The 24,450-nt window shown below is 62.3% G+C and carries 25 protein-coding genes; 16 read left to right on the plus strand and 9 right to left on the minus strand.

Features of this window, described 5'->3' with window-relative positions:
- Nucleotides 1-10: 10 nt before the first annotated feature.
- The 3 genes from D781_RS06130 to D781_RS06140 all read left to right on the plus strand — a co-directional run bounded on the left by D781_RS06130 (nt 11) and on the right by D781_RS06140 (nt 1,753).
- On the plus strand, nt 11-493 hold the full coding sequence (locus D781_RS06130; protein ID WP_015671445.1) for a DUF2778 domain-containing protein: 483 nt from the start codon (nt 11-13) through the stop codon (nt 491-493).
- A complete protein-coding gene (locus D781_RS06135; protein WP_015671446.1) occupies nt 490-714 on the plus strand; it encodes a hypothetical protein in 225 nt (74 codons plus the stop codon). Before D781_RS06130 ends, D781_RS06135 begins: the two co-directional genes overlap by 4 nt.
- A gap of 91 nt (nt 715-805) precedes the next feature.
- Nucleotides 806-1,753 carry a helix-turn-helix domain-containing protein gene (locus D781_RS06140; RefSeq protein ID WP_015671447.1) on the plus strand — a complete coding sequence of 316 codons (948 nt, stop codon included), beginning with the start codon at nt 806-808 and terminating at the stop codon, nt 1,751-1,753.
- 15 nt (nt 1,754-1,768) lie between these two features.
- Here the strand turns inward: D781_RS06140 and D781_RS06145 are convergent, their stop codons facing one another.
- Complete coding sequence (locus D781_RS06145; RefSeq protein WP_015671448.1) at nt 1,769-2,545, minus strand: ABC transporter substrate-binding protein; 777 nt, start codon at nt 2,543-2,545, stop codon at nt 1,769-1,771.
- 28 nt (nt 2,546-2,573) lie between these two features.
- Entirely contained in the window at nt 2,574-3,728 is a 1,155-nt protein-coding gene (locus D781_RS06150) for a methionine aminotransferase (RefSeq protein WP_015671449.1), read from the minus strand.
- A 113-nt stretch (nt 3,729-3,841) separates the two neighbouring features.
- Between D781_RS06150 and D781_RS06155 the strand changes: the two genes are divergently transcribed.
- The 6 genes from D781_RS06155 (at nt 3,842) to D781_RS06180 (ending at nt 10,826) form a co-directional block, all read left to right on the plus strand.
- Nucleotides 3,842-4,762, plus strand: coding sequence for a LysR substrate-binding domain-containing protein (locus tag D781_RS06155; protein WP_015671450.1), 921 nt, complete (start codon nt 3,842-3,844; stop codon nt 4,760-4,762).
- 100 nt (nt 4,763-4,862) lie between these two features.
- Entirely contained in the window at nt 4,863-7,160 is a 2,298-nt protein-coding gene (gene bglX / locus D781_RS06160; protein WP_015671451.1) for a beta-glucosidase BglX, read from the plus strand.
- A 134-nt stretch (nt 7,161-7,294) separates the two neighbouring features.
- On the plus strand, nt 7,295-8,344 hold the full coding sequence (locus D781_RS06165; protein ID WP_015671452.1) for an ABC transporter substrate-binding protein: 1,050 nt from the start codon (nt 7,295-7,297) through the stop codon (nt 8,342-8,344).
- Nucleotides 8,341-9,339 carry an iron ABC transporter permease gene (locus D781_RS06170; protein ID WP_015671453.1) on the plus strand — a complete coding sequence of 333 codons (999 nt, stop codon included), beginning with the start codon at nt 8,341-8,343 and terminating at the stop codon, nt 9,337-9,339. Before D781_RS06165 ends, D781_RS06170 begins: the two co-directional genes overlap by 4 nt.
- Nucleotides 9,332-10,102, plus strand: coding sequence for an ABC transporter ATP-binding protein (locus tag D781_RS06175; protein ID WP_015671454.1), 771 nt, complete (start codon nt 9,332-9,334; stop codon nt 10,100-10,102). Before D781_RS06170 ends, D781_RS06175 begins: the two co-directional genes overlap by 8 nt.
- A complete protein-coding gene (locus D781_RS06180; protein WP_015671455.1) occupies nt 10,095-10,826 on the plus strand; it encodes a substrate-binding domain-containing protein in 732 nt (243 codons plus the stop codon). Before D781_RS06175 ends, D781_RS06180 begins: the two co-directional genes overlap by 8 nt.
- Before the next feature lie 142 nt (nt 10,827-10,968).
- Here D781_RS06180 and D781_RS06185 read toward each other — a convergent pair whose 3' ends face one another.
- The 6 genes from D781_RS06185 to D781_RS06210 form a co-directional block, all read right to left on the minus strand.
- On the minus strand, nt 10,969-11,271 hold the full coding sequence (locus tag D781_RS06185) for a hypothetical protein (RefSeq protein ID WP_015671456.1): 303 nt from the start codon (nt 11,269-11,271) through the stop codon (nt 10,969-10,971).
- Complete coding sequence (locus tag D781_RS06190; protein WP_015671457.1) at nt 11,268-11,903, minus strand: AAA family ATPase; 636 nt, start codon at nt 11,901-11,903, stop codon at nt 11,268-11,270. Before D781_RS06190 ends, D781_RS06185 begins: the two co-directional genes overlap by 4 nt.
- A gap of 291 nt (nt 11,904-12,194) precedes the next feature.
- The gene (locus tag D781_RS06195) at nt 12,195-13,088 is read right to left on the minus strand and encodes a LysR family transcriptional regulator (protein WP_015671458.1); all 894 of its coding nucleotides are present in this window, start codon (nt 13,086-13,088) and stop codon (nt 12,195-12,197) included.
- A gap of 51 nt (nt 13,089-13,139) precedes the next feature.
- On the minus strand, nt 13,140-14,324 hold the full coding sequence (locus D781_RS06200; RefSeq protein ID WP_015671459.1) for an MFS transporter: 1,185 nt from the start codon (nt 14,322-14,324) through the stop codon (nt 13,140-13,142).
- A gap of 233 nt (nt 14,325-14,557) precedes the next feature.
- Nucleotides 14,558-14,860, minus strand: coding sequence for a DUF1330 domain-containing protein (locus tag D781_RS06205; protein ID WP_015671460.1), 303 nt, complete (start codon nt 14,858-14,860; stop codon nt 14,558-14,560).
- A gap of 3 nt (nt 14,861-14,863) precedes the next feature.
- Nucleotides 14,864-15,538 carry a GntR family transcriptional regulator gene (locus tag D781_RS06210; RefSeq protein WP_041411737.1) on the minus strand — a complete coding sequence of 225 codons (675 nt, stop codon included), beginning with the start codon at nt 15,536-15,538 and terminating at the stop codon, nt 14,864-14,866.
- A 438-nt stretch (nt 15,539-15,976) separates the two neighbouring features.
- On the opposite strand from D781_RS06210, the gene D781_RS06215 reads away from it, so the two are divergent.
- The 6 genes from D781_RS06215 (at nt 15,977) to D781_RS06240 (ending at nt 22,311) form a co-directional block, all read left to right on the plus strand.
- Nucleotides 15,977-16,579, plus strand: a complete 603-nt coding sequence (locus tag D781_RS06215; protein ID WP_015671462.1) for an amino acid synthesis family protein — start codon at nt 15,977-15,979, stop codon at nt 16,577-16,579.
- Entirely contained in the window at nt 16,551-17,378 is an 828-nt protein-coding gene (locus D781_RS06220; protein ID WP_015671463.1) for an alpha/beta hydrolase, read from the plus strand. Before D781_RS06215 ends, D781_RS06220 begins: the two co-directional genes overlap by 29 nt.
- Entirely contained in the window at nt 17,368-18,297 is a 930-nt protein-coding gene (locus D781_RS06225) for a flavin reductase family protein (RefSeq protein ID WP_015671464.1), read from the plus strand. The genes D781_RS06220 and D781_RS06225 overlap by 11 nt, the downstream gene beginning before the upstream one ends.
- A 19-nt stretch (nt 18,298-18,316) precedes the next feature.
- Entirely contained in the window at nt 18,317-19,354 is a 1,038-nt protein-coding gene (locus D781_RS06230) for an LLM class flavin-dependent oxidoreductase (protein WP_015671465.1), read from the plus strand.
- A 14-nt stretch (nt 19,355-19,368) separates the two neighbouring features.
- A complete protein-coding gene (locus D781_RS06235; RefSeq protein WP_015671466.1) occupies nt 19,369-20,835 on the plus strand; it encodes an aldehyde dehydrogenase in 1,467 nt (488 codons plus the stop codon).
- Between the two features lie 81 nt (nt 20,836-20,916).
- The gene (locus D781_RS06240; protein ID WP_015671467.1) at nt 20,917-22,311 is read left to right on the plus strand and encodes a cytosine permease; all 1,395 of its coding nucleotides are present in this window, start codon (nt 20,917-20,919) and stop codon (nt 22,309-22,311) included.
- Between the two features lie 19 nt (nt 22,312-22,330).
- Here the strand turns inward: D781_RS06240 and lsrK are convergent, their stop codons facing one another.
- Nucleotides 22,331-23,896, minus strand: coding sequence for an autoinducer-2 kinase (gene lsrK, locus D781_RS06245; RefSeq protein ID WP_015671468.1), 1,566 nt, complete (start codon nt 23,894-23,896; stop codon nt 22,331-22,333).
- 182 nt (nt 23,897-24,078) lie between these two features.
- On the opposite strand from lsrK, the gene lsrG reads away from it, so the two are divergent.
- Nucleotides 24,079-24,372 carry a (4S)-4-hydroxy-5-phosphonooxypentane-2,3-dione isomerase gene (lsrG, locus tag D781_RS06250; protein ID WP_015671469.1) on the plus strand — a complete coding sequence of 98 codons (294 nt, stop codon included), beginning with the start codon at nt 24,079-24,081 and terminating at the stop codon, nt 24,370-24,372.
- Nucleotides 24,373-24,450 lie beyond the last annotated feature (78 nt).

Raw genomic sequence — 24,450 nt, forward strand, 5'->3', positions numbered from 1 at the left:
GTGAGATATTATGAGGTTAAAATGTACCTTTCATTTGAACAATCAATACATGTCCTATCTCTGCGTTGATGGATTAGGCTCTTTTGCTGCGTGGTCAGGCATTGGTAAAGGGCGCAACAACCCTGACATGACGCATGTTCCCAGTATTGGCCCTTTGCTTAACGGTCGCTATTACATTGTAGAAAGGCCTACCGGTGGACGGATGGGGCCGCTGCGTGATGCTATGCTCAAATATATTTACAGAACTGATAGAAGCCAATGGTTCGGGCTGTACCGCGATGATGGAAAGATAGATGACGTGACGTTTACACAAGGCGTTAAGCGTGGCGGGTTCCGGTTGCATCCAGCGGGGCCGCGCAGGATTTCTGAGGGCTGCATAACGCTATTCAATCAGCGCGAATTCAATGTTCTTCGGTGGCGTATTCTCAACTCGCCAATGTTCAAAATCCCCGGCTCGAATCTTTATGCCTACGGTGAGGTCAGAGTTATATGAAACGCATGCTCTTGAGCCTCATAGCCTTTGCGGTGCTGACTATTATCTTGATGTTTGTCCTCGGTGCTGTCATACCAGATAGCCTGATCCGTTCACTGGCGGAATTATTTGATATCCACGGTGCGGAGGGGGTCACAAACTTACTGGCCGATGTGACCCTCATAGCGTCAGCGGTATTGTCCTTGCTGATCGTCTGGCTGATTAACCGTAGATTAAGATAGGGTTATGGATTTAATTTCCGTAACCAATTGAAATTATGGTCTATGTGGCCGCCCCGGCGGGCGGCGCTCTTGTTACGAGGCGTGAGTGTGGATGAAAATCGGCATTGTGGCGTTTGACGGTATTATTCCTTTCCATCTTTCGGTGCCCTTTGCGGTGTTTGAAAAGGTGCGCGCCCCCGACGGCGCGGCGTGCTGTGAACTGATCCTCTGCACGGCCACGCCCGGCGAACTCACCACCAATGCCGGCTTCTCCATCGTGGTGAATCACGGGCTGGAGGCGCTGAGCCGGATGGATATGGTGATCGTTCCGAGCTGGGACGACCCGGCCCGGCCGCCGGAGCCTACCTTATTGGACGCCCTGCGGGCGGCGCACGCCGCCGGCGCCAAAATCGTCGGCCTGTGTATGGGCGCGTTTGTGGTGGCCGCCGCGGGGCTGCTGCATCGCCGTCAGGCGACGACGCACTGGCGCTGGATGGCGGATTTTCAGCAGCGCTATCCCGACGTCAGGACGGATAAGGACGTGCTGTATATCGACGAGGATGATGTGGTGACCTCGGCGGGCACCGCCGCCAGCATCGACTGCTGCCTGCATCTGGTAAGGAAAATCTGGGGGGCGGATACCGCGGCGCACGTGGCGCGTCAGCTGGTGGTGCCGCCGCACCGGCAGGGCGGGCAGTCGCAGTATGTGGCGCTGCCGGTACAGAACACGCGTCAGGGGGATAATTTTTCGCAGGCGCTGGAGTGGGTGACGGCGAACCTGCAGCAGACGCTGTCACTGGATCGGGTCGCCGAGAAAACCTGCATGAGCCGCCGCAGTTTTACCCGCCGCTTCCAGCAGACGACGGGCAACAGCTTTGCGCAGTGGCTGCTGAACCAGCGCCTGATCGCCGCCCAGCGCTTTTTGGAAAAAAGCGATCGCTCCATTGAATATATCGCCGAAGCGGTGGGTTTCCCTTCCACCACCTCGCTGCGCCGCCACTTCGTCAAGCATCTCAACACCTCGCCGTCACGCTACCGGCGCGAGTTTCGCGGGCGCTGATTGCGCCCGCGGGCGTTATTTCACCGCGACGTCGATGTCGCCGAAATACTTCTGCGCCAGCTTATCGACCGTGCCCTGTTGCTGCACCTGTACGATCGCCGCATCCAGCCGCTGTTTCAGCGCGCTGTCCTGCTTGCGCAGCCCGAAGGCGATGCCGGAGCCGAAAATCTTCTCATCCTGCACCGTGTCGCCGACGAAGGCGAAGCCCTTGCCCTCCGGCCGGGAGAGAAAACCGCTCTGGCCGGCGGGTGCCATAATCAGCGTGGCGTCGAGCCGCCCGGCGCTCAGATCGAGGTACACCTGATTCTGATCCTGATAGGCGACCACCTCGACGCCCTGCGGCGCCCAGTGCGCCTTGGCGTAGTTTTCCTGAATTGACCCCTGCAGCACGCCGACGCGCTTGCCGGCCAGCGCTTTGGCGTCGGGCGTCAGCCCGCCGTCGGCTTTGGCGATCAGCCGGTTGGGCACCTGATAAATCGCCCGGGTAAAGGCGATGGTCCGTTTCCGCTGTTCGGTGACGTTCATCGCCGAGTTAATCGCGTCAAACTTGCGCGCCTGCAGCGCCGGAATCAGGCTGTCGAACGAGGTTTCCACCCAGCTGCAGCGCAGCTTAGCGGCGGCGCAGACCGCGTTGCCGAGATCGATATCAAACCCCTCCAGCTCGCCGCTGGCGGATTTGGACTCGAACGGCGGGTACAGCGCCTCGACGCCGAAGCGCAGATCGGCGGCCTGGCTGACGCCGGCGGCGAGCAGACAACCGGCGGCCAGCAGTGTTTTCAGTGTGGTGTGCATCGCGGTTTCCTCAGTGGCGTACGGTCGGTTATACGGTCTGCAGACGGCGCGCGCCTTCGCGCAGCGTCTGGTCATCTTTGGCGAAGCTCAGGCGGATAATGCCGGTATCGCTGCCGTCGCTGTAAAACGCCGACAGCGGGATAGTGGCGACCTGCGCCTCGCGGATCAGCCGCACGGCGAAGTCGTTGTCGCTCTCCTGGCTGAAGGCGCTAAAGCGCGCCAGCATAAAGAAGCTGCCGGCGCTCGGCAGCAGCTCAAAGCGTGACCCCTGCAGCGCCGCGGCCAGCAGATCGCGCTTTTGCTGGTAGAAGGCGGCCAGCCCGAGATAGCTCTGCGCATCGGCCAGCGCCGCGGCAAAGGCGTACTGCATCGGCGTATCGGCGGAGAACACCAGAAACTGATGCACCTTGCGGATCTCCGCCGTCAGCGCCGCCGGCGCCAGACAGTAGCCGATGCGCCAGCCGGTAACGTGATAGGTTTTGCCGAACGACGAGACGATCACGCTGCGCTCCGCCAGCTGCGGATGGCGCGCCATACTGTGATGCGCGGCGCCGTCGAACACCACGTGCTCATACACCTCGTCCGACAGGATCACGATGTCGGTATTGCGCGTCAGCGCGCTCAGACGCGCGATGTCCTGTTCGTCGAGCAGCGCGCCGGTCGGGTTATGCGGGCTGTTGATGATGATCATCCGCGTGTTGCCGTTGATGGCGGCGGCCACCTCATCCCAGTCAATGCGCAGATCCTGCAACGACAGCCGGACGGGCACCGGCCGCGCGCCCTGCAGCCGCACGATGGGGGCATAGCTGTCGAACGCCGGTTCGAAATAGATCACCTCGTCGCCGCGCTGCACCAGCGCGCTGATGGCGGCGTACAGGCCTTCGCTGGCGCTGGCCAGCACGGTGATCTCCGCCTCGGCGTCATAGCGTGCGCCGTACAGGCGCTGCATTTTTTCCGCCAGCGCGTGGCGCAGGGCGGCCACGCCGCTCATCGGCGCATACTGGTTATGACCGGCGCGCATGGCTTGCTCGGCGTCGTTAATCAGCTGCGGCGCGCAGCCGAAGTTGGGGGCGCCCTGCGCCAGATTCAGCGCCTGATGTTCGGCGCTCAGCTGGCCGATCACGGTAAAAATGGTGGTGCCGACGTCCGGCAGTTTGGAACGGGGTGAACAGGCGCTCTGCATGGCGGCTCCGGGGCAGCGAGTAGGTTGAGTGATTAAGCAACAGCCGTTATGGCGCGACAAGAGAAACTTTGTCATGCTAGCCATGCGTTTCGATCATGGCTGGAGAGACTCGGATGCCCACGACGTTACCTTCGCTCGACGTGTTGAAAACCTTTGTTGCGGTGGCGCAACGGCTGAACTTTACCCATGCCGCGCAGGCGCTGCACCTGACGCAGGGGGCGGTGAGCCGGCAGATCCTCGGTCTGGAGCGGCAGCTTGGCTACCCGCTGTTCAGCCGCCATGCGCGCGGCCTGGCGCTGACGCCGCAGGGCGCGCAGCTGCTGGGGCCGGTACGCCAGGCGCTGGGACAGCTGGCCGAGGCCGTCGCCCGGGTCGGCGCCCAGCCCGGCACGCTGCGCATCAAATGCCCGACCTGCGCCATGCGCTGGCTGTTGCCCAGAATTATTCGTCTGCAGAATGAGCGGCCAGAACTGCATATCGAACTGACCGCCTCGGTGTCGCACCGGCTGGACTTTGCCGGCGAACAGTTTGACGCAGCGGTCACCTTCGGCGCGCCACCGGGCAAACGGCTGACGGCGCACCCGCTGTTTGACGAAGTGCTGACGCCGGTCTGTACGCCGGGCTATCTCTCCGCAACGCCGCGGCTGGAGGAACTGGCGGAGAAAACCCTGCTGCACCCGACGCGCGACCGGCGCGACTGGCTGCGCTGGCTGAAGGCGGCCGGCGGCGCGGCGCTGCCCTCGCGCAAGTCGCAGCATTTCGACACGCTGGATCTGGCGATGAGCGCGGCATTGCAGGGGCTGGGCATTGCGATCGGCGACCTGTGCCTGCTGGAGGAAGATATTCAGGCGCGGCGCATCGTGACGCCGTTTGCACTGAGCGTCGCCAGCGGCGCCGGCTATTATTTGGTCTATCCTGAACGTACGCCGCCGCCGGACGGACTGGCCCTGCTGACGGATTTTCTGACGCAGGAAGCGGCGTACAGCCGCGACCGGCTGGCGCGCTATCTGGCGGCGACGGCTAACAGCTTGTAACCATAACGGTTTCAACGGGGAAAAAGAGTGTGGCACACTCCCTGATACCTGTTTACTTTCCCGCCGGATCCCGCGGCGGGAACCTGCCTGAGATAACAATATGAAATGGCTTTGTGCAGTGGGTTTGGTGTCCGGTTTGGCGGTCAGTCCGGTTTTTGCGCAGGAAAGCGGCGCAACGCAAGGAATTAATGTTCAGCAGCGCGATGCGTTCGTCAGCAAGCTGATGAAGCAGATGACGCTGGAAGAGAAAATCGGCCAGCTGCGCTTAATCAGCGTCGGGCCGGATAATCCGAAAGAGGCGATCCGCGAAGGCATCCGCAAGGGGCAGATCGGTGCAATCTTCAACACCGTCACCCGGCCGGATATCCGCGTGATGCAGGACCAGGCGATGCAGCTCAGCCGCCTGAAGATCCCGCTGTTTTTCGCCTATGACGTGGTGCATGGCCAGCGCACGGTATTCCCCATCAGCCTGGGACTGGCCGCCAGTTTCGATCTGGAGGCTATCGCGCTCAGCGGCCGGGTTTCCGCCCAGGAGGCCAGCGACGACGGCCTGAATATGACCTTCTCGCCGATGGTTGATATCACCCGCGACCCGCGCTGGGGACGGGTATCGGAAGGCTTCGGCGAGGACACCTGGCTGGTGTCGAAAATTGCCAAAGTGATGGTGGACGCTTATCAGAACGGCGATCCGGCCAAACCCGGCTCGGTGATGGCCAGCGTGAAGCACTTTGCGCTGTACGGCGCGACCGAAGGCGGACGCGACTACAACACCGTGGATATGAGCCCGCTGCGCATGCAGCAGGACTATCTGCCGCCGTACAGGGCGGCGGTGGACGCCGGCAGCGGCGGGGTGATGGTGTCGCTGAATTCGATTAACGGCATTCCCGCCACCGCCAATCCCTGGCTGCTGAAGGATCTGCTGCGTAACCAGTGGGGCTTCGGCGGCATTACCATCAGCGACCACGGCGCGATTAAGGAGCTGATCAAGCACGGCGTGGCGCAGGATCCGCGCGATGCGGTGCGGCTGGCGATCACCTCCGGCGTTGATATGAGCATGAGCGACGAATATTACGACAAATATCTGCCGGGGCTGGTGAAAGAGGGGCTGGTGCCGGAGAGTGATATTGACCGCGCCTGCCGCGACGTGCTGAACACCAAATATGCGATGGGGCTGTTCAAGGATCCGTACGTACACCTTGGCCCGGCGGGTTCCGACCCGCAGGACACCAACGCCGAAAGCCGTCTGCACCGCGCCGAGGCGCGCGACGTGGCGCGCCGCACCCAGGTGCTGCTGAAAAACGATAACCAGACGCTGCCGCTGCGCAAGCAGGGCACTATTGCGCTGGTGGGGCCGATGGCCGACAGCCAGCGCGATATGATGGGCAGTTGGTCGGCCGCCGGCGTCAGCAAACAGTCGGTAACCCTGCTGCAGGGGATGAGAAACGCGGTGGGCGACAAGGCGAAAATCATCTACGCCAAAGGGGCCAACATCACGCAGGATAAGAGCATCATTGATTATCTGAACCTGTACGAGCCGGCGGTGGTGTTTGATCCGCGGCCGCCGCAGCAGATGATTGACGAAGCGGTTAACGCCGCCAAACAGGCGGACGTGGTGGTGGCGGTGGTCGGCGAATCGCAGGGCATGGCGCACGAGGCGTCGAGCCGCGCCGATATCACCATTCCGCAGAGCCAGCGCGACCTGATCAAGGCGCTGAAGGCCACCGGTAAGCCGCTGGTGCTGGTGCTGATGAACGGCCGGCCGCTGGCGCTGGAGTGGGAAAGCCAACAGGCGGATGCGATGCTGGAAACCTGGTTCAGCGGCACCGAAGGCGGCAATGCGGTGGCGGACGTGCTGTTCGGCGACTACAACCCGTCGGGCAAGCTGCCGATGACCTTCCCGCGCTCCGTGGGCCAGATCCCGATGTACTACAACCATCTGAACACCGGGCGGCCGTTTAACAAGGAGAATCCGGGCAAGTACACTTCGCGCTACTTCGACTCGCCCAACGGCCCGCTGTATCCGTTCGGCTACGGCCTGAGCTACAGCCGCTTCACGCTGTCGGACTTCACGCTGTCCAGCCCGACCATGGCGCGCAACGGCAAAATCACCGCCAGCGTGACGCTGAAAAACAACGGCGACTACGACGGCGCTACCGTGGTGCAGCTGTATCTGCAGGATGAAACCGCGTCGGTCAGCCGGCCGGTGAAAGAGCTGCGCAACTTCCGCAAAGTGACGCTGAAGGCCGGCCAGGCGACCACGGTCGAGATGCCGATCGATGAAAACGATCTGAAGTTCTACAACGCCAGCCTGAAGTGGGGCGCGGAGCCGGGCAAATTCAACGCGTTTGTCGGTCTGGATTCCGCCCAGACGCTGCAGCAGAGCTTTACGCTGAAGTAAACGCCGACGCCGGGGGGCGCTGTATGCTCCCCGGCATTGCTGTCTGAATACTCCACCGTTTTGATCTGGTTGATGGTTTCGTTGCTTCAATCGCTATATTATGTTTTATATAACGATAATTGACGGACACGCCCATGTTAAAACCCACTCCGCTTATTGCCTTGTTTTTGCTGTTCTTTTCCTGCGTTTCTCTGGCCGCGCGTCAGGTTACCGATCAACTCAATCGCCAGGTGACGTTGCCGGACCGCATCAGCCGTGCGGTGGTGTTGCAGCATCAGACGCTGAACCTGCTGGTACAGTTGGATGCCATGCCGCAGGTGGTTGGTGTGCTCAGCAGCTGGAAAAAACAGCTGGGTTCGCACTACCTGCGTTTGGCGCCTACGCTGGCCGCTATGCCGATGCCGGGCGACCTGACCTCGGTGAATATCGAAAGCTTGCTCGCTCTGCATCCGCAGGTGGTATTTGTCGCCAACTATGCGCCGCCGGCGATGATTAAGCAGATTGAGCGAGCCGGCATCCCGGTGGTGGCTATCTCCCTGCGACGCGGGGACGTCAGCCAGGCGGGAAAAATAAATCCGCATCTGCGGGATGAGGATAGCGCCTATACCCTGGGGCTGCAGGACGGTATCCGGCTGATTGGCGAGGTCATGGGGCGTCAGTCGCAGGCCGAGGCGATGATTAACGACGTGTTGCGCCAGCGTGCATTGACGGCACAGCGCCTGCGTGACCTGCCGGAGGCGCAGCGGGTGAGGGTGTATATCGCCAATCCGGATTTAACTACCTACGGGGCCGGAAAATACACCGGGTTGATGCTGCGGCACGCCGGCGCGTTAAACGTGGCGGCCAAAGATATTACCGGCTTTCGCCAGGTGTCGATTGAGGACGTGCTGCGCTGGGATCCGCAGGTGATATTTGTACAGGAGCGTTATCCACAGGTGGTGGATCAGATTCTGCAAGATGCGCAGTGGCAGGCAATTGATGCGGTGAAGCATAAGCGCGTCTACCTGATGCCGGAGTACGCCAAAGCCTGGGGCTATCCGATGCCGGAAGCGCTGGCGCTGGGCGAGCTGTGGATGGCGAAAACGCTCTACCCGCAGCGCTTTCATGACGTTGATTTACAGCAGCGTGTCGATCGCTACTATCAGCATTATTATCGCGCCAGCTGCTGCCAGGTGGCGCCGTGAAGTTGGCGGGATTGGCGCTTTTGCTGGGGGTGTGTGCATTACTCTCGCTTGGTATCGGCCGCTACCCGGTGCCTGTCGGACATACGCTGATGATTTTGCTGGAACCGCTGACCGGTCAGCACGACGTCATCAGTCAGGCAGAACGTCAGGTGATTATGACGGTGCGCGTGCCGCGGGTGCTGCTGGCGATGGGCGCGGGCGCGGCACTGGCGCTGTGCGGCGCCGCGCTGCAGGGTGTCTTCCGCAATCCGCTGGTGGATCCGCACATTATCGGCGTTTCGTCCGGCGCGGCATTTGGCGGTACGCTGGCGATTTTGCTCAGCCTGCCGATCGTCGGCCTGTTGCTGTCGGCGTTTACGTTCGGTATGGCGGCCTTGTTGCTGATCTTTGGCCTCACCAGTGCCATGGCGCGGCGTAATATTTTGTCGCTGGTGCTGGCCGGGGTGATCCTTAGCGGCTTTTTCTCCGCCTGCGTCAGTCTGCTGCAATATCTGGCGGATACTGAAGAGAAACTGCCGAGCATTGTCTTTTGGCTGCTGGGCAGCTTCGCTACCGCCGATGGGCAAAAGTTGATGGTGCTGTTTCTGACGCTGTTGCCGGCGGGGGGCATGCTGCTGGCGCTGCGCTGGCGGATTAACCTGTTGTCACTGGGGGATGAGGACGCAGCCACGCTGGGCGTCAATGTCGAGCGTACCCGCTGGCTGATACTGCTGTTGTGCGCGGCATTGGTGGCGGCGCAGGTCGCAGTCAGCGGCAGTATCGGCTGGGTCGGCTTGGTCATTCCGCACCTTGCCCGCCTGTTGGTGGGGCCGGATCACCGGCGTCTGCTGCCGGCCTCCCTTTGTCTTGGCGCACTGTATATGGTGCTGATTGACGATCTGGCGCGTACGCTCGGCAGCGGTGAAATTCCGCTTGGTATTCTCACTGCGCTGATTGGCGCACCGTTGTTTGCCCTGTTGCTGCGCCGGATGTCGCTGAGGGGGTGGCATGGCTGAATGTTTACTGCAGGCGACGGCGCTGGCGTTTGGCTGGCCGCAGCAGCCGCCATTGTTCGAAGGGGTGAACCTGCAGCTACGGCGCGGCGAGGTACTGGCATTGCTTGGCCCGAATGGGGGCGGCAAAAGCACCCTGATGCAGCTCCTGCTGGGCGTGTTGTCACCGCAACAGGGCCGGGTGATGCGTTACGGTGAAGTCAGCTTTGTGCCGCAGAGTTTTACGCCGCCGTTCGCCTACCGGGTGCGCGATATCGTGTTGATGGGGCGGGCGCGTCATATTGGCCTGTTTCGTTCTCCTTCCACTGCCGATTTCAGGGCGGCGGATGATGCGTTGCGGCGGCTGGATATGTTGCCGTACGCCGAACGTGAATTTAGCCGTTTGTCCGGCGGCCAGCGGCAGCTGGTGCTGATCGCCCGGGCGCTGGCTGGCGCGGCGCCGGCGATGATTTTGGATGAGCCGACTTCCGCGCTGGATCTGCATCATCAAGATCGGGTGCTGCGTTTGATGCGCCAGTTGGCGGATGAGCGCGCCATGGCGGTGATGTTTTCCACTCATCAGCCGAATCATGCTCATGTGGCGGCCGACCAGGCGTTGCTGTTGTCTGGAGAGAGCGGGCACCGTTACGGCGCGTGTGAGCAGGTGTTGACGGCGCGTCACCTTTCTCCGCTGTTCCAACTGCCGATTGAACGTGTGAGCTTTCAGGTTAACGGCGCGCGATGCGAAACGCTGGTGCCGCTCTACCGCCGAGGGAACGGTGAGTAAATTAGTCGTGTATGCCGCAGGCAGCCTGCGATACGCTTTTAGCGCGCTGTTGTCGGCATTCAGCCGGCGTACGGGGGTGCCGGTAAGTGGTGAATTTGGCCCGGCCGGAGTGTTGCGGCGGCGTATTGAGCGCGGTGAACGTCCGCATCTGTTCGCCTCGGCCGATATGGCGCATCCGCAGCGTCTGGTTGAACTGGGCATCGCCACGGCGTTACGGCCGTTCGCCGGCAACCGGCTGTGTGTCACCGTGCGCAATATGCCGGCTCTGACTGAGACGCCGTTGCTGGCGGTGTTATGCGATGCCCGCTGGCGTCTGGCAACCTCGACGCCGGGGGACGATCCTGGTGGTGATTATGCGCTGGAGTTGTTCAGTCTGATTGAACGTGAGCGGCCGGGGCAAGGGAAAATGCTGAGCCGGCGGGCGCAGGCATTGGTTGGCGGAAAAACCAGCGAACCGTTGCCGGCCGGCAGAATGGCGGCGGAGTTTCTACTGACGGAAAACCGGGCAGATATTTTTCTGGGGTACGCCAGCTACGCCTCTGCATTAGCCACCTATCCGCAATTGTGTGTCAGAGCGTTGCCTGGCTCGCTGACGGTGCGGGCACGATACGGTTGCTGTTTGCTCACGGAAGAGCCGGCGGCGCTGGCGTTGCAGCAATTTATCGGTAGCCAGGAGGGGCAGAGGTTATTACGGAGCCATGGCTTTGAAATTCAAGGTTATTGATAAACGATAATGTTTTAATAACTTATTAAGTCATTAGCTTGTTAGGTTAATTGTTTAATTTTATGATGGTTTGCCATGTCACAGCCTGCTTGCCGGCTATGTCAGCGGGCTGGTCATCTGGCCGCTATTCGGCGGCCGTTGCTCAGTTCTTTTTCAGCAGTTCCAGCAGGTGGTTCTCGCTTTTTTCCGTCAGGCCGTCGATGGCCAGCTTGATGATATCGGAGCGGGTGACGCGCACGATGCCGTTGCGCGCCGCCAGTACGATCATCGCATCAATGGCTTCGACGTGGCTGTCGGTCAGGCTGACGGACAGCGCCTTATAGGTGCGCTTACGCCCCTGCGGCTTGGCCTCGGCGGCCGGTGCCGGCACGTGCAGCGTATGCGAGGTGGCGCTGTTGATAAATTCATCTTCCGTCATGCGCTGGCTCGGGGTACGTTTTTTCACAGGATCACCTCTTTGACCAGGCTGGCGATTTCATGTTGCGCTTTTTCATTATTCGCTTCATGAATGGTTTTTGCTTCGCCCCAGGCATCGCGATAAATCTTGCGGTCACACAGGCGGTTGCCCACCAGCTTGAACTCCGGGTATTCGCTCAGCACTTCCGCCGCCTCGTTGGCCTCGTTAATAAAGATATTGGTCGGACACATATTGAGCACAATATAGCCTTTGACCTTCTCATTATACTCCTGCGCAGTGGAGAACATTTCCGACAGGTAGCCGATGGTGTCGAGGTCCATCTGCGAAGGGCGCAGCGGCGAGAGGAACAGGTCGGCGGCCAGCAGGCCGGAGCGCAGTTCGGCGCTGTCGCGGCCGGCGGTATCGACAATCACATAGTCGTAATGGCGATCCAGCTCCAGCAGGGTTTCCTTGATTTTACCGGAGGCGGCGACCACCGGGATATGCGGCAGCCCCTCAACGTTCTGGCGATCGTTGTACCAGGTCATGATCGATTTTTGGTCATCGGCGTCGACGATAATCGCCGTTTTGCCTTCCTTGATAATCAGATATCCGGCGATGTTTACCGCCTTGGTGGATTTCCCTACGCCGCCTTTTTGCGAACCAATCAAAACAATCATGCTGCCATCTCTCAAGTTATTAAGTCATTAGCTTATTAAGTTAGTGACTTGACAGGTTGATAATCTAACGGGTTAGTCAGAACGAATAGCCACCAATATGCCTTAACTTACGCAGGTTGCCAAGCCGCTATCCGCTTAACTTAAGAGCTTATTCTGCTGCTAACTTATTAGCCGGGCAATTGGGAAAGTTCTGGTTCATACGGGGAAGGGTGTCGCTGTGCAGCTTACTTTATTATTAACTTAATAAGCTATTTAGTTGCCAGCTTGGTGGGTAAGCGGCGGCGAAGCCGCTCAGGCAAAGCGTTCGACCGCCCATTCGATAAACACCCGCAGCTTGCTGCTCAGGTGGCGGTTGGAGGGATAGACCACGTAGGTGGGTTCCGCCGGCGGCTGCCAGTCGTCGAGAATGCTGACCAGTTCGCCGCGCTCCAGATGCGGCTGCGCCATAAAACGCAGCGTCTGCACGATGCCTAATCCGGACAGCGCCGCGGCCAGCAGGGCGCCGCCCTCGTTGACGCTGATTTGGTAGCGGTGCTGGATCTCAAACTGCCGGCCGGCCTCGACAAAGCGCAGCGGCTGGATGCGATCGTTCACCGCGTGTCGGTAGTGCGCCAGCGGGAAGCCCTGCTCCAGCTCGGCAGGATGGCGCGGCGTGCCGTAACGCGCCAGATAGTCCGGCGTGGCGCAGGTCACCCAGCTCAGGCTGAACAGCCGCCGGGCGATCAGGCTGGAGTCCGCCAGCGTCCCGCTGCGGATCACGCAGTCGGCGTTATCGTTAATCAGGTTGATTTGCCGGTCGCTGACGCCAAGGTCGATCTGGATCTGCGGGTAGCGGGCAAAGAAGTCCGGCAGCGCCGGCAGCAGCAGCTGGCGCGCGGTGCCGCCGCCGACGTCGATGCGCAGCACGCCCTGCGGCGAGCTTTGCGAGTCGGTCATGCAGCCTTCCATCTGCTCCAGCTCCGCCAGCCATTTTACCGTGCGGCGGTAGTAGCATTCGCCTTCTGGCGTCACCGCCACGCTGCGGGTGGTGCGCTGCAGCAGCTTGGTCTGCAGGTGATTTTCCAGGTTGCGGATCAGCTTGCTGACGGTGGCTTTCGGCATCCGCAGCGTATCGGCGGCGCGGGTAAAGCCGCCGGTTTCCACCACGCGGATAAAGACGCGGATTGCCAGTAAGTGATGGTCCATGCTGCTCCTGCTGTTAAGCCGGGGCGCGACGCGGCGCGCCCGTGATGCGGGTTAACACTGTTTAGCGTCAACCGGCTCGGAACGCAAGGATAAACCGAACACCAGCGCCGCCGACAGGATCAGCGCGCCGCCGAACAGCATGGCGCTGCTGACGCCCTGCCAGTCCACCACTTCGCCGCCCAGCAGCGCGCCGGAGGCCAGCGCAATCTGAATCACGCACACCAGCAGCGCCTGGCCGGCTTCCGGCGCCTGCGGCACCGCGGCGAACATCCAGTTGGTGGCGCACACCGGCACCGCGCCGAAGGCCAGCCCCCAGATCAGCACCATCAACGTGGCGCCGGCCACGCCGCTCAGCAGCGGTGAGACGATCAAAATCCCCGCCAGCATCACGGCAATCAGAATACAGGTGGCGCGCAGGCTGTGCTCTGCCAGCCGCTCGCCGGCGAAGGTGCCCAGCAGGCCGATGGCGCCGTAGGCCAGCAGCTGCAGGGAGATGGCCGACGGGCTGAGGACAAATACCTGCTGCAGCAGCGGACGCAGGTAGGTGTAGGCGGCAAAGTGGCCGATAAACAGCAGCACGATGGCGAGCAGCCCGATACGCGCCAGCGGCAGGCGCAGCGGCAGCAGCAGATCGCGCACGGTAACTGCACGCGACGGCGGCACCGAGGTCAGCAGACGCAGCTGCGCCAGCAGCACCAGCAGCGCCAGCGCTGCGCTGCCGAAGAAGGCGCTGCGCCAGCCGAAGGCGTCGCCAATCAGCGCGCCGGCGGGGACGCCGCACACCGCGCCGACCGAAATGCCGCTGAGGATCAGCGCGGTGGCGCGCCCCTGGCTGCTCTCCGGCACCAGATGGCGGCCGTAGTTGGCGGCGAACGACCAGAAGCCGCCGACGCAGATGCCGAGCAGCACCCGACCGAGCAGCATCATCGGGAAGTTGACCGCCAGCGCGGAAACCAGATTGGACACTATCAGCAACAATGACAGCCCGAGCATCAGCAGGCGACGGTCAAGGCGTCCTGAGGCCAGGCTCAGCAGCGGCGCGGCGACGGCGGCCACGATGCCGGGCATGGTGACCATCAGCCCGGCGTTGCCGGTGCTGACGTGCAGCGACGGGGCGATATTGGTCAGCAGGCCAATGGGTAAAAACTCGGTGGTGACCATCACAAAACAGGCCACCGTCAGGGAGAACACGGCGGCCCAGGGCGAATTTGCAGGCTTATCTTTATTATTCAGCATAGTAGCGTTCATCTCAGCGGGTGAATGCCAGCGGGGGGCGGCATCTTTAAGTGATCAAGATCGCAATTTACGCAGTGCGCCGCGGCAGATAAATATCTTCGCCGTGGTTACACTGTTTACCATGGTGGATAATAGAACCTGATGAAATTCCTATGCTTATTTCCTGTTTTCTGATTTTTGGCTATTGATATTCACGTTATGGATAACGCCTGCGACAGTGACCGAGCCGGCAGCTAGGCCGCGGGCACGACGTTCAGCCCATCCACAATGGTAATCATCACCTCGGCGCAGCCCGCGCGCGCCTGCTTCGCCCGCTGGTAGGCTTCGGAACGGTAACAAGCCAGCGCGCTCTGGTAGTCGTCAAACTCTATCAGCACGTGCTTGGTGAAGGGCGCGCCCTCCAGCGATTCAGCCTGTTCGCCGCGCGCCAGAAAGCGCGCATTGTACTGACGGAACGCCTCGGGGGCGGCGGCCATATACGCCTGATAGCGTTGCGGATCCGTCACCGTGACGTGGGCAATCCAGTAAGCGGGCATCGGTTACTCCTGTGGTTGCAGTATCAGCCTGGCCAGCGCGGAGGCTTCGGTCAGGTGCTCAAACACCTCCTGCTTCGCCTGCGCCGGGTCGTTTTTCTCAATCGCGTTGAAGATGCGCGTCATGCGCTCGTAGCCCGCCACCTGCCGCTCACGGGTTTTCAGCGTCAGCGCCCGCAGCCGGCTGATGCGGCTATTGAGACGCTGCACAATCTCCCAGGCGATGGCGTGCCCGGCGACGTCGAAGATGGTTTTATAAAACTCCTGCGAGGCGTCGACGCGCTTGATATCGTCCTGCTCGCGGGAGGCGCGGTCGATCTGCAGCAGCTTTTCGTGCAGCAGCTTCTTATCCTTGCTTTTGGCGTGCAGCGCGCAGTCGTGCGCGGCTTCCTGCTCCAGCAGCAGGCGGATATTGTAAATCTGTTCGGCGATGTCCCAGGTGAGGATCGCCACAATCGGCCCCTTCTTGGGCAGGATCTCAATCAGTCCTTCCGCTTCCAGATAACGGATCACCTCGCGCACCACGCTGCGGCTGACGCCCAGTTCCTCGCTGAGCGTGCGTTCCACCAGCCGGTCGCCGGCGGCAAAGTAGCCGGAGATAATCGCGCGGCGGACGTTGTTAAGGGCCAGTTCACGCAGCGTCAGCGGCGCGTTTTCGATCTTCAGTGGGGTGTGCGTCATCCTGTCGGTCTCTCTCATCGGTATCACTTCCTTGGCTATTACTCTTAGCACCTTTTCCCTGAACAATGCAATGTTGTTCTGATGGTATACCAAACGCCGCATCGGCGAAAAAGGAAATCAGGCGTAGATCACAAATTCATCACATCGATAAAAAAATGTCCTCACCACTATAGCCTATCCGGCAAAAAAGGCGGCGCAGCGCGGTTTTTGACCGCCATGTCGCCCGCATTCTGCGGCATGCGGGCGATAAAACCGGGCGGTCGCGTCGCCGTTCCCTCTCTGATTTATGCCGTTGAATCGCCAGCGTTTTCATACCAATTTTCGTTCATTTTTGTCGGTTGATATTATGGTATACCAAGCTTTGACATGGCGTATTTCCCGATGCTATACCGCAAATCGCCCACTGATTAACATTTGATTTACTTTTTGAGGAACCCTATGCATCCGATGATTCGTAAAACGTTGCTGTCCACCGAAACGCTGTATACCGACGGCGCTAAAGCGGCGGGCAAACCCCTGGTGATGATCGCCGCGGCGGCGGTGATCAAAAACCCCTGGGCCGGTCAGGGCTATGTGGAAGACCTCGGCCCGAAAATTCGTGAACTGGCGCCGGTGCTCGGCGAGCTGCTGACCGGGATGATTGTCAAAGAGGCCGGCGGCGGCGAGCGGGTGGAGGCGTTCGGTAAATGCGCGGTAGTCGGTATCGACGGCGAGCTGGAGCACGCATCGGCGCTGATCCATACGCTGCATTTCGGCAACCACTATCGCCAGGCGGTGCAGGCCAAAAGTTACCTGGCGTTCAACAACACCCGCGGGCCGGCCAACGCGCCGATCCTGATCCCGATGATGCAGAAGAACGACGAAGGCAGCCGTGAACACTACCTGACCTATCAGTTCGCCATCGCCGATGCGCCGGCCGGCGATGAAATCGTCGTGGCGCTGGGGGCGGCGCTGGGGGGGAGACCGCATCACCGCATCGGTAACCGTTATCTGGATCTGAAAGAGCTTGGTCATGATGCGCAAAACCCAGCGGCTGTCTGAATTCAACCTGCAGGCGAGCTACCTGGAGGCGGGCGAGGGCGAGCCGCTGCTGCTGATCCACGGCGTGGGCATGAACGCCGACGCCTGGCAGCCGCAGCTTGACGCCCTGCAGGCGCATTTTCACGTTATCGCGGTGGATATGCCGGGGCACGGCGGCAGCGACGGCTTTGCGCATACGCCGACGCTGCAGGATTACGTGGCGTGGACGGCGGCGTTTCTGCGCACTCTGCCGCAGCCGCGCTTTGCGGTGGCGGGCCACTCGATGGGAGCGCTGATCGCTGCCGGGCTGGCGATCGATCATCCGCAGCTGGTCAGCCGCGCGATGGTGATGAGCGGCGTTTACCGGCGCAGCGAACAGGCGCGCGCCGCGGTGCTGCAGCGCGCCGGTGAACTGGCGCGCGGCGATGCGCAGCTGGATTCGCCGCTGGCGCGCTGGTTCAGCGATACGCAGGAGGAGGCGGCGCTGCGGCGGCGGGTCAGCGGCTGGCTGAATCAGGTCAGCCGCGACGGCTACGCCAAGGCGTATCAGGCGTTTGCCGCCGGCGATGCGGTCTACGCCGGCCGCTGGGGAGAGATGCGCTGCCCGGTGCTGGTGCTGACCGGCGAACTGGACGCCAACTCCAGCCCGGCGATGGCGCGCCAGATGGCGCACGCGGCCCCGCAGGGGCAGGCGGTAATCGTTAATAACGCGAAACATATGGTGAATCTGACGGATGCGGCGCGGGTCAATCAGGAGATGCTGGCCTTTTTAACCCCGGCGCATCGGCACGATACGGCAGGAGCGAACGATGGACATTGAACAACGCAGACAATTACGTGACGCCTTCGGCGCCTTTATGACCGGGGTGACGGTGGTCACCGCGCTGGATGCCGACGGACAGCCGATCGGCTTTACCGCCAACTCCTTTACCTCGGTATCGCTGGAACCGGCGCTGCTGCTGGTCAATATCGACAAGCGCTCGGCCAATCTGGCGCACTTTACCAACGGCGCGCACTTTGCCGTCAATATTCTGGCCGAGCAGCAGAAAGAGACGTCGAATATCTTCGCCCAAAAGGTGGACGACCGCTTCGCGCAGGTGGCGTGGCGGCGCAGCGACGCCGGGATGCCGCTGCTGGACGGCAGCTCCGCCTGGTTCGAATGCGAACGCTTTCAGGTGGTGGACGCCGGCGATCATGTGATTCTGATCGGCAAAATCAGCGCCTTTGACTCCAGCGGCACCGCCGGTCTGGGCTACTACCGCGGCGCCTACTTCACGCCGGCGCAGAACGCCGAGGCGCTGGTCAGCGGGCCGGAAGTGGTGGTCAGCGCGCTGATTGAGTTTGACGGCAGCGTGGTGATGGTCAAACGACAGGACGGGCGATTCCGTCTGCCGTCGCGGCCGGTGGCCGGGCGCAGCGTCGGCGACAGTCTGACGGCGCTGCTGCAGGAGCTGGCGCTGCCGGCCAGCCCGGGCTTTGTCTACTCCATCTATGACGACCGTCAGTCGAACCGCCAGCACATCGTCTTCCTGTGCGCGCTGCCCAGTGATGCCGGCAACGGCGTGCTGCCGGGCGAGGCGGCCCGTTGGCTGCCGCTTGCTCAGGCGGCGGCGCAGCCGGTGGATGATCCGGCGCTGAAGTCGCTGCTTAACCGCTTCGAGCGTGAAAACTCGGTGGGCAACTACAGCATTTACTACGGCGATGAACACAGCGGCGCCATCAAACGATTTGCCAGCTAAGGCTGGGCGGGAGCGAGCGATGAAACTGTCATTATTTATCCATATGGAACGTACTACCCCCGACGAGCCGCAGGAGCAGCTCTATGAACAGATGATGGATCTGTGCGAAATCGCCGACCGCGGCGGCGTACACACCATCTGGACCGGGGAGCACCACGGCATGAATTTTACCATTGCCCCCAATCCGTTTATCAACCTGGTGGATATTGCCCACCGCACTCAGCACGCGCGTCTGGGCACCGGCACGGTGATCGCACCGTTCCACCACCCGGTGCGGCTGGCCGGCGAAGCGGCGATGACCGATCTGATCACCAACGGGCGGCTGGAGCTGGGGATTGCCCGCGGCGCCTACAGCTATGAATACGAGCGCCTGATGCCGGGGCTGACCGCCTGGGACGCCGGCCAGCGGATGCGCGAGCTGATCCCGGCGGTGAAGAAACTGTGGCAGGGGGATTACGCCCATCAGGGCGAGTACTGGTCTTTCCCGGCAACCACCTCGGCGCCGCAGCCGAAGCAGCAGCCGCATCCGCCGATCTGGGTGGCGGCGCGCGACCCGAACAGCCACGAATTCGCGGTGAAGAACGGCTGCAACGTGCAGGTGACGCCGCTGCATCAGGGTGAGGAGGAGATCGTCCGGCTGGTGACCTGCTTTAAAGACGCCTGTCGCGAACATGCACCGCAGCAGCCGCTGAAAATCATGCTGCTGCAGCACGGCTATGTGGCGGAGGACGAGGCGGACGCCCAGCAGGCGGCGCAGGAGCTTAACCGCTTCTACCACTATTTCGGCGCCTGGTTCAAGAATGAGCGCCCGGTCAGCCAGGGGTTGATCAAGCCGCTGAGCGACGAGGAGATGGCGGCCAACAGTTATTACAACGCGGAAATGATGCGTAACAACCTGGCGATCGGCACCGCCGATGAGGTGGTGGCGCGGCTGAAAAACTATGAGCAGATGGGCTACGCGGAATTTGCCCTGTGGATCGACAGCGGAATGTCCTTCGCGCGGAAAAAAGCCTCGCTGGAGCGCTTTATCCGCCACGTTATGCCTGAGTTTCACTGAGGCGGGAGGAAGTGATGGAGTCGTTTGATCTCTATATTAACGGGCGGTTCGAGCCGGGCGCGGCGCGCTTTGACTCGCTGAACCCGGCCACCAACGCCCCCTGGGCCAGCGTGGCGCAAGCGCATGAGGCGGAGGTGGATCGCGCGGTGGAGGCCGCCTGGCAGGCGTTTCACCGCCCCGAATGGCGTGCGATGACCGCCGGTGCGCGTGGCAAGCTGCTGCTGAAGCTGGCGGATCTGGTGGAGGCCAACGCGCCGGAGCTGGCGCGGCTGGAGACGCTGGACAGCGGGAAAATCATCCGCGAAACCCGCGCGCAGATCGCCTATGTGGCGGAGTATTACCGCTATTACGCCGGGCTGGCCGACAAAATGGAAGGGCACGTGCTGGCGATCGACAAGCCGGATATGGAAACCTGGGTGCGCCGCGAGCCGGTCGGGGTGGTTGCCGCGGTGATCCCGTGGAACAGCCAGCTGTTTCTGTCGGCGGTGAAGATTGGCCCGGCGATCGCCGCAGGCTGCACGCTGGTGGTGAAGGCCTCCGAGGCCGCGCCGGCGCCGCTGCTGGCCTTTGCCCGCCTGATCGATCAGGCCGGATTCCCGCCCGGGGTGTGCAATGTGATCACCGGCTTTGCCGAGCGCTGCGCGGCGCCGCTGACGCGCCACCCGAAGGTGGACCGCATCGCCTTTACCGGCGGCGCGGAAACCGCGCGCCATATCGTGCGCAACAGCGCCGAAAATCTGGCCAGCACCTCGCTGGAGCTGGGCGGCAAATCGCCGTTTATCGTCTTTGACGACGCCGACCTCGACAGCGCCGCCAACGCGCAGGTGGCGGCGATTTTCTCGGCCTCCGGCCAGAGCTGTGTCGCCGGCTCGCGCCTGCTGGTGGCGGAGAGCGTCAAGGAGGCGCTGCTGGAGCGGCTGGTGGCGAAGGTGCGCGATATCGTCATCGGCTGTCCGCAGCAGCCGGAAACCCAGTTCGGCCCGCTGTGCACCGCGCGGCAGAAGGCGCTGATTGAACAGGTGGTCGAACGCTCGCTGGCGCAGGGCGCCCGGCGGCTGACCGCGTCGGCGCCCATCGACGGCCCCGGCTTTTACTACCCGCCGACCATCCTGGACTGCAGCGGCTGCCCGCAGGCGGAGAGCGTGACGCGGGAGCTGTTCGGCCCGGTGCTGTCGGTGCTGAGCTTCCGCGATGAAGCCGAGGCGATCGCTCTGGCCAACGCCACGGAGTACGGGCTGGCGGCCGGCGTGTTTACGCAAAACCTGACCCGCGCCCACCGGGTGACCCGCCAGCTGCGCGCCGGCGTGGTGTGGCTCAATACCTACCGCGCGGTCTCGCCGCTGGCGCCGTTCGGCGGTTACGGCCAGTCCGGCTTCGGTCGCGAAGGCGGCATGGAGGCGGCGCTGGAGTACACCACCAGCAAAACCGTCTGGTTACGCACCAGCGATGCGCCCATCGACGACCCCTTCGTGATGCGCTAGCCGCCCGCTTCCCCTCCCGACTCCCGGGAGGGGCTGCCTTACCCTCCATAAAAACGATAACGGTGTAAACCGGAGGATGTCATGCGTTCTCAAACACAACCAAACAGCCTGATCGAGGATAAATCCATCGATTACGTGCCGGCCTCGGAGCGTCACGGCGAGGTAAAAAGCCTGTTCACCCTGTGGTTCTGCACCAATATCGCGCCGCTGGCGGTGGTGACCGGCGCCATCGCCACCCATACGTTCGGGCTGAATATTCTGTCGGCGATGACGGCGATTATCGCCGGGCATCTGTTCGGCGGCGTCTTTCTGGCGCTGACCTCGGCGCAGGGGCCGCAGGTGGGCATCCCGCAGATGGTGCAGAGCCGCGCCCAGTTCGGCCGCTATGGCTCGCTGCTGGTGATCGCCTTTACCACGGTGATTTATCTCGGCTTCTTTATTTCGAACATTACCCTGTCCGGCAAGGTGATCAACAATGTGCTGCCGGCGCTGCCGATCCCGTACGCCACGGTGCTGGGAGCGCTGCTGGCGACCGCCATCGGCGTGGTGGGCTACCGCTTTATCCATAAAATCAACAAGCTGGGCGCCTGGATTATGGGCGCGGCGCTGCTGATTGGCATGGTGGTGATGCTGACGCAGCCGCTGCCCGGCGATTTCTGGCTGCGCGGACGCTTTTCGTTCAGCGGCTGGTTTGCGACGTTTTGCATCGGCGCGGTCTGGCAGATCAGTTTCTCGCCGTATACCTCAGACTATTCCCGCTACCTGCCCGCCGAGGTGGGGATCCGGCGGCCGTTCCTCTATACCTGGCTGGGGGCCTGCAGCGGCACCATTCTGGCGTTTTTGTTCGGCATGCTGGCGGTCAATCTGGTGGGCGGCAACGTCGAGGCGATGGCGGCGGTGCGCCAGGCTACCGGCTGGCTGGGACCGGTGCTGATGGTGCTGTTCCTGGTCAATATCATCTGCCATAACGGCATGAATCTCTACGGCGCGGTGCTGTCGCTGATCACCGCGGTGCAGACCTTTATGCCGCGCTGGCAGCCCGACGCCCGGGTGCGGGTGCTGTTTTCCACGCTGGTGCTGGCGGGGTCGGTGCTGGTGGCGCTGGCGGCGTCGGCCAATTTCGTCAGCTTCTTTATCAATCTGATCCTGGCGCTGATCGCGGTGCTGATCCCGTGGTGCATGATTAACCTGATCGATTTTTATCTGATCAGCCGGCAGCGCTACGATATCGAGGCGATTTTCCGCGCCGACGGCGGCCGTTACGGCCTGCTGAACGGGCGGGTGCTGGCGGTGTACTTCGCCGGCATCGTGGTGCAGCTGCCCTTTATGGAAAACGCCTTTTTCAGCGGGCCATACTCGCAGCTGGTGCCCGGCGCGGATATCTCCTGGGTGATCAGCCTGGTGGTGACCGGGCTGCTGTATCCGCTGTGCTGCCGGCGCAGCGATCTGCGCCTGGCGGCCGCGCCGCGCGAATAGCGGGCGGCAGCGCCGGGCGCTACAGCCCCGGCGCTTTCCACAGCGAGGTGGTCAGCCCGTGGTCCACCAGTGTCAGCTGGTCGGCATATACTTCCCGCCAGTTCTCCGTTTGCTGCTGATAGAGCGCATGATGCGCCTCGTTGGGCTGATACTGGCACTCCCAGCGCACCAGACGTTCGCCGGTGGCCGCCAGGTCGTCAAACAGTCCGGCGCCGACGCCGGCGGCGATGGCGCAGCCCAGCGCGGTGGCCTCTTTCACCACCGGCACCCGCACCGGCAGCCCGGTGACGTCGCTGAGGATCTGGCTCCATAGCTTGCCTTTCGCGCCGCCGCCGGCAAACACCAGCGCCGGCGGCTGAACGCCGGAAAACTGTGCGATCTGCGCCAGATTGCAGGCGGCGACGATCGCCGCGTTCTCCTCCAGCGCGCGGAACAGCGTCTGCTTGTTACAGCGCTGCGGATCCAGCGACATATTGATAAAGGAGGGCGCCGCGTGATACCAGCTTTTAAAATGCATGGCGTCGGAAAAGATCGGCATCACGCCGTAGGCGCCGGGCGGCACCCGCGCCGCCATCTCTTCCAGCAGCGTATAGGCGTCGACCCCCAGCCGCTCGGCCAGCAGCTTTTCCTCGGCGCAGAAGGCGTCGCGGAACCAGCGCATGGTCAGGCCGGTGAAGAAGCTGATCGCTTCGGCCTGCGCCATACCGGGGATCACGTGCGGGTTAATGCGGATATTCATCGCCGGATCGGTCTGCGGCTGCGGCAGATTGACGATCTGCTGCCAGAAGGTGCCGCCCAGCACCGCGGTCTGTCCGGCCTGCACCACGCCCAGCCCCAGACAGCCGAGCTGCACGTCGCCGCCGCCCATCACCACCGGCGTGCCGGCCGCCAGGCCGCATTGCCGCGCGGCCGCGTCGGTGACCCGCCCCAGCAGGCTGCCGGTCTCTTTGACCGGCGACAGCAGGTCGGCGCGCAGGCCGGCCATATCCAACAGCGCCGGCCGCCAGTCGCGGCGGGTCAGATCCAGCATGCCGGTGGTGCCGGCGTTGGAGGGATCCACCGCCAGTTCGCCGCTGAGCCGGTTGGCCAGCCAGTCGCTGATCATGGTCATCGTCGCCGCCCGGCGGTAGATATCCGGGCGATGGTGCGCCAGCCACAGCAGGCGCGGCATGGCGCTCAGCGCCAGCGTCTGGCCGGAGTAGCTGTAGACTTCCTGCTCAAACTGATGGTTATGCAGCTCTTTCAGCTCGCTCACCTCACGGCTGGCGCGGGCGTCGACGTTGGCGCAGGCCCAGATGGCGTCGCCGTTGCGGTCGTACAAGACGATGCCCTCGCGCATTGAGCAGCAGGCGACGGCGCGGATATCGCCCGGCCCGGCGTCGGCGCGTTCAAGCGCCTGCTGAATACAGCGGCAGGTGAGCTGCCAGTTATCGGCCAGATCGAACTCCATGGAGCCGGGCACGTCCGGCAGCGCCAGATGACGCCACTCCGCCTGTCCGTAAGCGATTTGTTGGCCCGCCAGATCGAAAATCACCGCCCGGATGCTGCCGGTCCCTGCGTCTAATGCCATCAACAAGTTGCGCATAATTCACACTCTCCGCCCGCCAGATCTTAACTATAGATGGCGTTGGCGGCCGGCGCGGGGGCGCAGGCGGGGGCGCGCTGACAGAACTGTGAGGTGCGCTGCAAAATCGGCGCGGTGGGGCGGCAATTGCGGCGCGGACGCCTAGGATTGGGGAATCACCCCGCGCACTTTAAGGAGCCGTTATGCACGTCACGCTGGTGGAAATCAATGTAAAGCCGGATAAGGTGGAGGAGTTTATCGAGGTGTTTCGCGCCAACCATCTGGGGGCGATCGCCGAGCCGGGCAATCTGCGGTTTGACGTGTTGCAGGATGAAACCATCCCGACGCGTTTCTATATTTACGAGGCCTACCGCGACCAGCAGGCGGTGGATGCGCACAAGCAAACCCCACACTATCTGCAGTGCGTGGAACGGCTCGAGACGCTGATGACCGGCCCACGCAAGAAAACCACCTTTATCGGCCTGATGCCGGCCTGATCGATATTCTGCGGCGTTCAGCGCGCCGCAGCTTCTCCCGTCTTTGCACTTTTAACCGTCAGCCGCCGGCGTTTGCGG

The organism is Serratia sp. FGI94 (assembly GCF_000330865.1).
Classification (GTDB): Bacteria; Pseudomonadota; Gammaproteobacteria; order Enterobacterales; family Enterobacteriaceae; genus Serratia_B; species Serratia_B rubidaea.